Below are 13,245 nucleotides of genomic sequence, written 5' to 3'. Positions count from 1 at the left end.
GGAGTAAAGCAGATTTAGGGTAATAGACGTAAACGATCTCTTTACATCCATCTTGCTCACGTAATAAATGGTTGTATCCATCATCACTATACTCATAAGTGCGAATGTAGCTGTCATATTGTCCCGCTATAGGAATGCCCTCTTTATTTAGCACAGGGCCCTTTGCATTCCCCGTAAGATTTCCAAGCAGCCATTCATGTTTTATATTTCCATTTTTGTCGTAATCGTAATAGCGGCTGCTTAGTAAGTTACCCTGACCATCTTGTAGGGTTTTGGTTGTTAAGCATCCCTCTAAATGTGGCAAAGAGCTCCAAAAAAAACTTTGCGTGCGATAAAGATTAGCGTCTAACAGCTTATCGATGCCTGTTAAGCGTCTTTTTGAGTCATAATGATAGCGAGTTTCTTGGTTATGAAGATCGAGCACGCGGGTCGTCCCCCCTGGATAGCTATAAATACGACTTTTACGGTTGATGGGATTTACCTCATAGTAAAAGCGATGGGTAGGATGCAGGGTTTGATCGGTGCCTACCGCAGCTTTTAAACAAGATACACGTTCATAAGGGGAAGTACATGCATCGTAAAAAGTTAAAGGTTTTTTAGTATAGGCGTAAGGGTTGGTCTCCTCATAATATTCAATTTGCTTAAGGCGACCATTGGGTAGGGCTTTTTGTTTCATGCGGTGGGTCGTATTATCGTAAGAATAGCAGACTTTGGGAGCGTGAGTAGAAATCACTTGATGAAGGTCATGCCTGGCCGGATAATTGCTGAAAAGATATGCGCAGCTTCCGCTTTGATCTTGATTGGCATAGGCTACCATGCGGGGATTAAGCTTAAAATTATCATATTCAAAGTGAATCTTCCCTAGATCTTGCTTAAGGCTATTGGTATTACTTATCTCATCAATTTTCCACCCTAAAGGGGATTTTTGATAGGTATATTGCGTCTTAATTCCATAAGGTTTTTGTTCATAAGTAAGCCCATCTTGATGGCGACTCTCCATCAGAGAAAGTGGTGTGCGATGACAGGAACCAAAATATTTAAGGCTTTTTGAACCATCTCTTAAATACACGGCGAAAGTACCTGGTTTAGGAGAAATAATTTGCATTTGAAGATTATGGGGATTGCTTTTGCCGCTAATGAATCCTTTAGAGCAATTGGTCAATCCTTGTGTGTAATTGGTTGCATTGATGAAAAGGGTGCGCCCAATTAGGGTATTGGTATATAAAGTCTTCATGCCTTTTTCTTCGTGAACAACTCTGTTTAAGCTGCCGCCAAGCATTTCTATATTTTCTGGCTCGTTAATGCTCCAGCCGCTGGTATGGGTGTAAATACGCTCTATATAGAGAGGATCTGGACCTGGGGTCCATAGATCAATAGCATGATCGATAAAGGTACCGGTGATGACGTTAACGCAGCCATCTACCATAGCTGAAGGCTCCCCACCTAAAGTGGCGATATTTTGCTCGCCTATAAGGGTTTCTTGGGGGGAATTAAAGTTTGCTAAGCCCCCAGGTTCTTCAGTCGCTTGAAGAGGTAGGCAAACACTGCATAAGAAAAGAATCAAAAGAAAATTTAGCATCTATTCTTCCAAAAGATAAAAATTTTCTTATACAAAGGAACTGGTTTGGTAGCAATAAAATTTTAATTTTACTTACGCGAACATGAAATTTCTTTGTTAGGTTTGCAATTCTTGATAAGCCATCTGATTAGCTTTAAGGATTAGCCTACATCCTAGGGCAAAATGATTAAGTGAAATTTTGACTAGGAGAAATTCAAGCTTGCAATAAGCGATAAAAGAGGCAAAAATAGGGTCTCTTTGAGAACGAATAATTTTGGTTGGAGACTTCCTAAGGCTGGTATTTTGCTTTATCGATTTGTAATACTTTTCTACCTTTCATCTTTGGTAATGGATCTTACAGATACGGTCAGCTTCATAATTTAGGTCGTTAGTCAAAATGTAGAGAATGCCTGTAGAGCCGTCTTCGTTTTTGAAGATCTTTGTGATTAGAGCTACGGAGAAGGCTAGTTCTTTAAGCCAAACTATCCTTTTATCTCCATCTTTGAAAGTAAACGTATTTAAATTTTGATACTGACCTTTTTTCCTTTGTTCTTCGGAGAAAGGTGCTCTTGCGGTGAGCATGCTTAACGAATGACCTTCAAATTTGAGAATGTCTTGTTTATCAATGGTCTGGCTGTTTCAAGGAATGAAAATCAAGAACGAAAATCATTTAAATAAAATTTCTAATGGGATATTATGTAAGCATGGACATGTTAGAAAAAATTAAAAAAATCGAAGCGCTGATTGCGAGCAGCAAAAGTGAAGGTGAAAAGCATGCTGCTACCCTTGCTAAAAACCGAATTTTAGAACGACATAAGCAGGAGCCTGTTGAAAAACCTCTTGAATATACAATTCACCTTGGAAACGAGTGGAAGAAAAAACTGTTTGTTGCCCTTTGCAATAAGTTTCAAATTCAGACATACCGTTATAAAAGACAGAAAAGAACAACAGCTATGCTTCGAGCAAATCCAACCTTTGTTAACAATACACTATGGCCAGAATTTAATAAATATGCGGCATTGCTAGAAGATTTAGTTCAAGACATTATCAATGACTTAATCAATAAGATTCATGATGTCAAAGAGGAGGAGGTTGTGATTGCAGGAGAGTTGACTGAAACTCCTTAAGTCTTTTTTCATAGACCCAAGAGAGCCAAAGTTTCGGGTTTCGGTAAACATCTTTTTGGTATTTTGTTGAATTGCAATTAGAAAATTGTAGGGAGTTGACCTTATTGAGAGCGCAAGTTTCCATCACGCTCAAAAGGATGTGGCAATTATAGCTTCAGTTTCATTGCGAAAAAAATATGCAATTTTGCGATTTAGAGCAGCTTTTTTCATTATTTGCTCTGCGATATTATTAGTTAAAGGGATTCCAGGAATACGCAGAAATAGAGTAAATGCTTCCCCGTGGATATTTAGATAGAAAATCGCTTTACCCATGCTACTATTTGGATCCACTTTCTTATCTTGAATAAGGCCGCTACAATATTTCTTTATTTTATTCATCAAAAAATAATAGATAAATATTCGTAAAAATTTTGATAAATGTTTGCACAAAAATTAAATTCTAAAGCCCGTTTTTTTCCTATAACATTTTTGAAGGTACCTACCTAAGTTACAAGAAATTTATCCACAAAAATTTCTCTACCTTGAATTTCTATGATGAATAAGTTATAGTGCCTCTAACCTACTTACTGACTGGCTATGGATCCATTTGACCTAAGACTTTGGGAAGGCTTTTCTGCAGCCCTATCTGGCCCTTGTATAGGCTCCCCTATTATTGATCAAATTTGTATCGACTCTCGCTTAATTTCCTCTCCCCATTCACTATTTGTAGCTTTACCAGGACAAGTTGAAGATGGTCATACTTACATTGAACAAGCAGCAATAGCAGGTGCACGCTTCGCAATTGTACGCGATGATTGGCAACCAGCCAAGCTACCTGCTATTAATCTTTTACGTGTATCAGATCCTTTAAAAGCTTTCCAGGAGATAGCCACAGCCTATCGACATCAACTTAAGTCCTTTATAGTCGGCATCGCTGGTACGCATGGTAAAACAATGGTTAAAGATTTGCTACAGGCGATGATAGCACCTACCAAAAGAGTAATAGCATCTCCTGGTAGCTTTAATAGCCAGGTGGGCGTACCTTTAAGCATTCTCAACATCTCTCAACAGCATGAGATTGCGCTGATAGAAGCAGCGGTTTCCCAAGATAATGAAATGAATCGTTTAGCAAAAATTATTCATCCTCAAGCATGTATACTTACTCATTTAGGCAAAAAACATCTGATCACTTTTGGCAATCACCAGGCTCTTGTAGCAGAAACTGTTAAGCTTATAACTATCTCTCCTGAAAATAAATGGGCCCTTATCCCTCAAACTCCTTTTCTCGAGCCTTATTTAAAGCAAATTAAAGCTAATTACTATTTTTGGAATAAAGAAACTCCTTTTCTTCCTCATGCTCATCTTTTAAGCAAACCTTACGATGCAGAGATGCAATACGGGATCAAATTCCCTTGCGGAGCTTATTTAAAAGAAAGGGTTAATGCTGGCTTCTATTATTTTATGGATCTTCTTAACATTTCAGTTAAAGCTGCCTGGCTCCTAGGAGTCTCTGCTGAGGTAATTAAAGAAGTTCTTTATAATTACATACTAGAGCCAATGCGTACAGAAATATGGAAGTCGCCAATAGGCGCAACATTTATCAATGAGACTTATAGCTCCGATCCTCAATCTGTTGATCAAGCCCTTAAACATTTTGAACACTCCTCTAATGAACAGCGTAGGATATTTATTTTTGGTGGCATACAAGGAAAAAAAGAAAATAACACTTCGGAATATAGGCGCATAGGCCATGCTCTTATAAAAAATAAAGTGCAAGTACTAGCTTTAGTAGGCCCGCATAATTTTCAAGAAATCATTAACATCACTAACAAAGCAAAAAATCCTTTAGAAATTTGCCACTACAATACTTATCGCGATGCTCTTGAGCAGATGCAAGCCCATATAAAATGCAATGACTATGTAGTCATCAAAAATGAACGTAAAGAATCATTAAATAATTTAATAGAAATTTTCAATGATAGTATAGCCAGCAATCAATGTTTTATAAATCTTGCTGCTATACAATCCAACATTGCAACCATCCGCCATAAGATAGGAGCTAACACGCGCCTTATGGTGATGGTTAAAGCGTTAGCGTACGGCACCGAGGAAATACGTATAGGAAAATTTTTATCCACCTGTGGGGTAGATATTTTAGGCGTTTCTTGTGTAGATGAAGGAGTAGTCCTTAAAAGAGCTGGAATTAAGCAATCAATATTTGTGATCCATTCTTCTATTTATGAAATTGCAAAAATTGTTAAATGGGAGCTGGAAGTGGGGGTAAGTGAAAAGGAATTTATTACTGCCCTAGCAAGCGAGGCTTCTAAACAAAATAAAAGCATTCGAGTACATTTGCATGTTGATACAGGAATGAATCGCCTAGGGTGCCCAGCTAACAATGCGTTAGAGCTTGCGACTTTAATCAAAAATTGCCCCCATCTTATTTTAGAGGGCATAATGACCCATTTTGCCTGTTCTGATGACCCCAAGCAAGACTCTTTTACATTGGCTCAAGCGCGGAGCTTTGATGCGGTTATTGCCCAGCTAAAAAAACATCAGATTGCAGCTAACTATTATCATGCCTCAAACTCAAGCGCTGTTGTTAGATTCGATTTTAATCAATATAACATGGTTCGCGTGGGTTTAGCTATCTATGGACTCCACTGCTCAGAAGCTGCACGCCAAGCAATGGAATTGCGACTATCTCTTACGCTTGTTTCAAGGATTGCAGGCATTAATTATTGCAAAGCAGGCGATACCATTAGCTATGGCCGCAGCTACCTCGTCGAACGGGATAAACAAAAAATCGCTGTTCTTCCTATTGGATATTTTGATGGCCTTCATCGCCATTACAGTGGAAAAGGGTATGTTCTTATTCGAGGGCAAAAAGCCCCTATGGTAGGAAAAATCTGCATGGATTTTATGATGGTAGATGTTACCCATATTGAAAATGTAGCCATTGGAGATGCAGTATTGATTTTTGGCGAGGATGAGCATGGCCAATATCTTGCACCTGAAGAAGTAGCTTCACAGGGAGATTCGATTGTCCATGAATTGATTACCTGCTTAGGACCTCGTATTCAGCGCATATTTATCCATGAAGAAACTAACCAAAAAAGCTAACTCTCTTGCGCAAGAAGCTGAGGAAGCGCTTTTTCAAGGTTACTATGGAGAAACTTATAGCCCGAATCGATTAATTTCGAGCATGAAACGCGCTGACTGGATAACAGCAACTCATCGGCTTTTTCACCCAGCAAGATCCGTAAAACAAGGGTGGGAAGAGATAAAATGATAGGTCGGCCGAGTGCTTTTCCTAACGTTTTAGTAAATACATGATTAGTGACAGGATGCGGAGCCACCACATTAATAGGGCCTTTCAATTTTTCTGTTTTTAAAATATGTAAAAACACAGCAAGCACATCTTCTAAGCTTACCCAGCTCATATACTGCTGTCCCGATCCAATTCTACCACCTATTCCCCATTTGAATCCTAACAACATTTTAGCTAAAGCTCCCCCTTTAGTGCTAAGAACGATTCCAAAACGTAGGCACGCTACACGCACATCCAGCGTTTCTAGATCCTGAGTAGCTTTTTCCCATTCTTCGCAAACGTGAGCTAAAAATCCAGTACCGTTAGAACTCTCTTCAGTCAGAAGAAGATCTCCCCGATTCCCATAATAACCTATCGCAGAAGCATTAATATAAAGTTTAGGAGGATTTTTTAAGCGAAGAAGACAACTTGCAAGGGTACGTGTTGCCTGAAGACGGCTTTCAATAATGGACCTCTTTTTAGCTTCTGTCCATCGTCCTTTGAAAATATTATCGCCCGCTAAATTGATAATTCCTTCGATGCCCTCTAGATCGTTGTCACTAATGGCTCCTTTTTCAGGAGCCCAGCTTATTTCATTGTTAGCTAAGCCTGTATTTTTGCGCACGAGTATCTTTACATCATGGCCTGCTTGCATAAGTGCTAAAGCTAAATTTTTTCCTATAAACCCAGACGCATCAGCAATTAAAATTTTCATTAAATTCCTTTAAGCTTGCCTTAGATAAGGTCACAAGCATCGCTTGGCATCCAATGACGCTCTTTACCCTCCCATTTAATATTACAGCCTATAGGATTTGTTAAAGGTGTAGTTACAGAGCCACCCGCCAGATGCTCTGCTATGGCCTTCTCTAGATCATTGTGCTTCACCTTAGAGGTATCTCTGGGACTGTCAACTCCTCTACCCGTATAAATGAGCTTGCGCTGTTGATCAAAAACGAAAAAATGAGGGGTGCGCAAGGCCCCATAGGCTTTAGCTATTTCCTGAGAAGCATCATAAAGATAATACCAAGGAAAATGATGGGTTTGCATTCTCTCCTGCATATGCTCAAAAGAGTCGGCAGGAACGGTGGCTGCGCTATTGGAGTTAATGCCTACAAAAACTACTCCCTCATTTTTAAACTTTTCAGCTGTCTGGCGAGTCACTTCATCGGATCCTGTCACATAAGGACAATGATTGCACGTGAAGAAAATGACTAGCATAGAAGTAGAGTTAAAATCCTTTAAGGAATAATTTTTTCCATCTGTGGCTGGCAGGCAAAAATCTGGAGCCGAGGCTCCTATAGGTAGAGTAAATGGCATAAATAAAGCCTTTTTTAAGGTTTATTTAAGTATCAGAAAAAATTTAAAAAAAGTCAATTTTATATACAGAGCATGATGTAAATAATCGATTAAGCCTACGAGCTTTCCTTAATTCTCCCCTAAAAGCTGTTGATAAAGCAAATACACCATTATTCTAAATAATTTTGCTAAAGAGAAAGCGTAGACAAGAATTAGAATGAATTGTAGAGCAAAAGAATGGATGAGCTAGTTTTTTATTTCTTGAAAAGCTGCCAGTGCTTTTTCACGGGCTTTTGCATGATCCACAATAGGCTTTGGATAAGTAACTCCTAGCTCTATGCCAGCCTCTCTTAATGTTTTTTCGGGGGCTGCCCAAGGCTTATGAATCCATTCATTAGGTAAAGCGGCAAGTTCTGGCACCCACTGCCGCACAAAATCTCCATTGGGATCAAATTTTTCTCCCTGCGTGATGGGATTGAATATCCTAAAATAAGGCGCGGCATCCGCCCCACAACCTGCCACCCACTGCCAACCTAAGGTATTATTGGCTAAATCTGCATCCACAAGGGTATCCCAGAACCAAGCAAAGCCTTCTTGCCATGCTATCAATAGGTCTTTGACTAGAAAAGAACCAACAATTAACCGTAAACGATTATGCATCCATCCGATTGTCCACATTTGCCGTATACCTGCATCAACAATAGGGTAGCCCGTATGGCCTTTCTGCCATGCTTTTAAATGATCAGGATTATTATCCCAAGGAAATTGATTAAACTCTTCTCTTAAAGGTTCCTTAGAAGTGTGAGGAAAATGATAGAGAAGGTGATAAGCAAATTCTCTCCATCCTAATTGCCGCAAGTAGGCCTCAACTCCTTCTTTACTAGGATCGCACTGCTCTTTAATGGTGTGCCAAATTGTACGAGGGCTTATCTCGCCAAAATGTAGGTAAGGAGAAAGGCGTGAGACTCCCGGCAAATCGGGCCTGTCCCTTAGATCCTTATATTCGTAAATAGAATTTTTTATAAAATCCATTAAAGCTTTTTTTGCATTTAAGGATCCTGGCTTCCATGTGGCTTGGATACCTCTATCCCAATGAATGTGAGGAAGAAGGTTGAGCTTATCAATACCCATGCTATCAACACGAACAGAAACAAGTTTTTTCTTAGGTTCCCAAGCAAGAGGAAGTGGAGGATCAGGCAATTTTTGACAAGCTTTCCAAAAAGGAGTAAAAACTTGAAAAGGCTTTTTTTCTTTGTTAAGGTTAGTCCAAGGCTCGAATAGTAAGCTACTATTAAAACTTTTAGTTTCGATGCCTAATTCATGAAAATGACTTTTTAGAAGCGCATCCCTTTTAATAACGGCCGGCTCATAACGTCTGTTCCAAAAGATGGAAGTGCTACCCGTAGACTGGCAAAGTTCTTCTAAAATTTTTTGCGTATTGCCTGCACGGATAACTAAATGTAAATCATTTTTTAACAATTCATCAGCTAGACTTTGTAAAGAGTGATGCAACCACCAACGTGAGGCAGCACCTGGCGGCCAATCCCCTTCTTCCTCGGGAGAATAAATGTAAACAGGAAGAATAGAGGCTCCTTTCTGAAGGGCAGCCTGTAATGCAGGATTATCTTCTAAGCGAAGATCTTGTCTAAACCAAATAATAGTAGAGTTAGTCATACCTAATTTATAAATTAAAGTTTATTTAGATGCAACGCCTACTTCTCTCTATAAAATATAAAAGGCTTTTATTTTCTTTCTACAAGTAATTCTAAAGAGATAGGTTAAATAAACCTTTGAGCAAAATAGAATTATCAAAGTCAAGCTTAAGGCTCATCGTAGAAATATGCGAAGATCTAATTTAAAAAAACATTTACCCCTTCACTAGAATATTGATGCATTTTAAATATTTTTCTACTTTGCTCATTTTCTAGCGAAATGAGCTTTTAGCTTGGGAGCTACACTTTTGATATTTAACCCAAAACCGCATGGTTACTTATCGCCTTGCCTATCTATTAGGACTAGCCAAAGCCATACAATAAAGTACCAATTTTTTTGATTCAACTGGGGGCCAATTTAAATGAGTGCTTTGCAAGCGTAATCTTAGAGAGGTATAGACTAGCAAGTAGGGATTCAATTTTTTCCTATGCAGATTAAACTTTATATGCTTTTTTGTAATTGCAAGAGCAATAACACTTAAAAAGTCATCATGAGGTTAAAATTAGGTCTTTTTAGAGATGAGAAGGGAATGGAACAGTAAACAAAATAAGAGGATAACGCGACTGGCTATTTAAAAAGTAAATAACTAATAAAAAAATTCATTAAACATTTATTTATAGAAATTAAAATTAGTATTCATTTAAAATAATTTATCAATATTTAATAATAACTTAAAAATATTACCAGTAATATTATAAACCCCTTAAAATACCATAAAGCTAAAATCAGGATAAGCGAATGAATGTAGAAAATTTACCCATTATACCTTTCATCTTTACTGCGTTTGAGAAAATAGAAAAAGAAAAACAGCCTTATCTGAAGCTAGGCCCTTATGCAGAGATTAGCTTAAAAATTTTCAAAAAATTAGAAAAGCAAGACTTATGCAAAGCACGAGTGGTTTGTAAAGAGTGGAAGCAGCTAATTGAACAAACTGAGGAATGGAAAAGCTTTCATACAAAAAAAGTGGGAGCTAACTCCTCCACAGAAAAGCAACAAGCTAACTTTTTAGCTCCTAGTCAATGGAATACACATAGAATAGCTGAATGCTTATGGCAGGATTCTTCAGCTATTATTAGTGAGTCCATGATAGCAAAAGTAAATACTGCGACTAACTATCTAAGTAAGGAAGGTTTTGAATTAAAAGGTGTTCCAAGTGACGGCGACTGTTTTTTTAGCGCTTTTTTAGGAAGTTATGCCCTCCTTTCTAGGAAAATCCCTTTGCTAGACGATCAAGAAAACAAAATCTCCTATTTAAGAGAAGCGCTTTCAGGCATCATCAAGCATACGAACAGCGAAAGAGCAGAAGAAATAATAAAAAAAAGATCTTGGGTAAGCGGCTTAGGTGAAGGAGATCTGCTAGCTTCGGCTTTATCTATTCCTATAAGATTGGTGACAGTTAATGAGGAACATTTGATTTGTGGCGTTAATGATATGCTTATCCTCCCAAGAAAGGGAATAGCTGCAGCTGAGACAGCCCAGGAATGGGGCACTATTCCTGGTGAAGAAAGACCTAAAGAATATATCTTCATTATAGATTTAGGCGGCCATTTTATTTACGCTCAAAAGCCTTTAAAGCAGGATAACTTTCTTCTTTTAAAATCAGCAACCTCCCCTACTCTTCTTTCTGGTGAAGCCCATTCTTTTTCTCCTCATATAAAAGCTAGAATCAATAAAGCTAAAAGACTTTCCCTTACAAAACAGGATTTTAATGAGGCTGGTAAGCAAGAAGCATTTGATCCCTCCAATCGTTTAGCTACCCTGCCCTTAAAAATTTTCAAACAGATTTTCTTATCTTTCAACAGTTTAAACGATGATGAATTAAGAAAGGTTCTTGATGCTAAAAGCTGTGCTCGCATGTTTAAGCGGCATCTACCTAGCAAGGTGCAGTTGTTGATACGCTATCAACCTCAAAAACTGCCAGAGTATCATAATAAAATTGCTGAGTATCTAGACAAGCTTGTTTATTCTATAGATGAAAGTAATAATTTCTTAATAAAGTTTAAGTTAGAAGAAGCAGAAGAAGCCTATACTCTAGCTTTAAAGCTCGCCGTTCAAAAAAATGATCCTATCCAAGAAAGTGTCTGCATAGAAAAATTAGGGGATGTTTATGAATGTAAAGGCACCCCTGAAACGCTTTTGCAAGCGGCAGGACTTTACAATTATGCCATGCTCCTTGCTCCCCAGGAGCGTCAAGAAATTCTTAGAGATAAGCTTTCTAGAGTTCAAAATTTACTTATTAAAATTTGTAACGGCAAATCTTTAGACTCACAAATAATAAAGAAAAAAATCGGTGATAACCGTATAGTATTGAAAAATTTTAGAGAGGAAATAGAGAAAAAAATTCAACGTCTGACAGGAACTCCTTCTTTCCACGAAGTGAAAGAGCTTTACAGTAATATCGCTCAGAATATAAAGGCTTTTTTTAGCTCCCTAGTTAACCAGGCGATCGATGTTTTAGGCCCTGCGCCTTGTGAATATGCCATGATAGGCTTTGGCTCTTTAGCTAGAGAAGAAATGACCCCTTATTCCGATCTAGAGTTTGGTATCCTTATCCAAGAGGACAATCCTGCAAATAAAAAGTACTTTAAGAATCTAACCAATTTACTTCACTTGCAAGTCATCAACTTAGGAGAAACTATCCTTCCTGCTTTAAATATTCCTTGCTTAAAAGCCATTAATTTTTTTGATAGCATGACGCCACGGGGCTTTGCCTTTGATGGAGCAGGAGTAGAAGGAAAAGGCTGCAAGACTCCTTTAGGGAATGGTAAGACATTTGAGCTTATACAAACCCCTGAAAAGATGGCCCAATATGCAGGTAAAGATGAAAAAGGCCAATGGTGGCATAAAAAAGAACCTCATCTTCCTATGGAATTGCTAAACTTTACTCATTTGTTAGGCAGCGAGGATCTAACTGAGCAATATAGACAAAATGTTCAACACAAGCTTAATGCTTCTTATCAACAAAGTCTTAGTGTAGGCCAATACCTAGCCCAGCATCATTTAGTTCGAGAAGATATGGAAAATTTTGATCCAGGGATGGGTAACCTAAGCAAACAAGGAATGTTATTTAAAGTTAAAAATGATTTTTATAGGTTTCCTCATTTAGCTTTGGACAGGCTAGCCCTTCTTAAAAAAGTAGAAGCTTCCGACACTTTTACTAGGATTGATAAACTAAGAGAGTTAGAGATTATAACGAAAGGGGCAACTGAAAAGCTAAAGGATTGGATGAGCCTAGCCTTATTCATGCGTCTTAAGACTTATTCTCATTATCAGGCCCAAAAAGAGACAATGAATCCTCTGCTTAAACCTTTTAGCTTTGAGGATCCAGCTCTTATTGAAAAACAATTTGCTTTAGATCATAAAGCCTTAAAAGAGATAAAAAAAATCTACTACATCTTTATTCCTTTCTATCAATCTATTCACCAATTCTTAGCCGGCAATGAAGAACAACTTAGATCTTCTAATTTGGAGGATAAATCACTAGAGACGAAAGGGCACATATATCAGAGGCTTTTTCGACATGAGAAAGCAGAAAAATTGTATCTTCGAGCAATAAAAGAAGAGCCGCAAAATGCAAGGGTTTTAAATGCCCTTGGAATTATTTACCAAGAGCAAGGCAATTTAGACAAAGCAGTAGAGTATATCAACAAAGCGCTTGCCATAGAGCTTAAACTTTTTGGTGAAAAGCACCCCTTGGTGGCAAGAGACTATAATAACCTAGGAACGATCTACCAAAAACAAGGCAATTTAAGCAAAGCCGTAGAGTCTATTCACAGAGCGCTTGCCATTAGCCTTAAGATTTTGGGTGAATATCATTCAGACGTGGCAACTCAATATAGCAACCTAGGACAAATCTACTACCAGCAAGGCAATTTAGACAAAGCAGTAGAGTATAGCAACAAAGCGCTTGCCATTGATCTTAAGATCTCTGATGAATATTCTCCCCAGGCGGCGATTCGTTACAAGAACCTAGGGCAAATCTATCAATCCCAAGGCAATTTAGACAAAGCGGCAGATTATACTAGCAAAGCACTCACCATTGATCTTAGGCTTTTTGGTGAAATTCATTCTAATGTAGCAATAGATTATAATAACTTAGGAGGAATCTACCAAAAGCAAGGCAATTTAGGCAAAGCGGCAGAGTATATTAACAAAGCACTCATTATTGATATTAAGCTTTTTGGTGGAAATCATCCCTGGGTGGCAAGAGACTATAATAACCTAGGAACGATCTACCAAAAGCGAGGCAATTTAGACAAAGC

At 38.1% G+C, this 13,245-nt stretch carries 8 protein-coding genes; 3 read left to right on the top strand and 5 right to left on the bottom strand.

The features are described from left to right. Positions 1–1,579: hypothetical protein (locus tag DB41_RS03240; protein WP_039384253.1), on the bottom strand; the 1,579-nt coding region annotated here is incomplete at its 3' end. 689 nt (positions 1,580–2,268) lie between these two features. On the opposite strand from DB41_RS03240, the gene DB41_RS03230 reads away from it, so the two are divergent. Next, the gene (locus DB41_RS03230) at positions 2,269–2,685 is read left to right on the top strand and encodes a hypothetical protein (RefSeq protein WP_039384251.1); all 417 of its coding nucleotides are present in this window, start codon (positions 2,269–2,271) and stop codon (positions 2,683–2,685) included. 129 nt (positions 2,686–2,814) lie between these two features. On the opposite strand, the gene DB41_RS12810 is transcribed toward DB41_RS03230, so the two are convergent. Continuing rightward, entirely contained in the window at positions 2,815–3,063 is a 249-nt protein-coding gene (locus tag DB41_RS12810) for a transposase (RefSeq protein ID WP_155117559.1), read from the bottom strand. Positions 3,064–3,261: 198 nt separating this feature from the next. Between DB41_RS12810 and DB41_RS03220 the strand changes: the two genes are divergently transcribed. Further along, the gene (locus DB41_RS03220) at positions 3,262–5,787 is read left to right on the top strand and encodes a bifunctional UDP-N-acetylmuramoyl-tripeptide:D-alanyl-D-alanine ligase/alanine racemase (protein WP_039384247.1); all 2,526 of its coding nucleotides are present in this window, start codon (positions 3,262–3,264) and stop codon (positions 5,785–5,787) included. Here the strand turns inward: DB41_RS03220 and DB41_RS03215 are convergent. From DB41_RS03215 to DB41_RS03205, 3 genes are all read right to left on the bottom strand, one after another. Continuing rightward, entirely contained in the window at positions 5,784–6,689 is a 906-nt protein-coding gene (locus DB41_RS03215; protein WP_039384245.1) for a TIGR01777 family oxidoreductase, read from the bottom strand. The genes DB41_RS03220 and DB41_RS03215 overlap by 4 nt on opposite strands. A gap of 20 nt (positions 6,690–6,709) precedes the next feature. After that, a complete protein-coding gene (locus tag DB41_RS03210) occupies positions 6,710–7,291 on the bottom strand; it encodes a thioredoxin family protein (RefSeq protein ID WP_039384243.1) in 582 nt (193 codons plus the stop codon). Positions 7,292–7,516: 225 nt separating this feature from the next. After that, positions 7,517–8,944: a deoxyribodipyrimidine photo-lyase gene (locus DB41_RS03205; protein WP_039384241.1), complete on the bottom strand. Its 1,428-nt coding sequence runs from the start codon at positions 8,942–8,944 to the stop codon at positions 7,517–7,519. A 777-nt stretch (positions 8,945–9,721) separates the two neighbouring features. Between DB41_RS03205 and DB41_RS03200 the strand changes: the two genes are divergently transcribed. Next, positions 9,722–13,245, top strand: a 3,524-nt coding sequence (locus tag DB41_RS03200; RefSeq protein WP_039384239.1) for a tetratricopeptide repeat protein, incomplete at its 3' end; no start/stop codon positions are given.

Source organism: Neochlamydia sp. TUME1 (assembly GCF_000813645.1).
Classification (GTDB): Bacteria; Chlamydiota; Chlamydiia; order Chlamydiales; family Parachlamydiaceae; genus Neochlamydia.
This window is presented reverse-complemented; position numbering and strand designations above follow the sequence as displayed.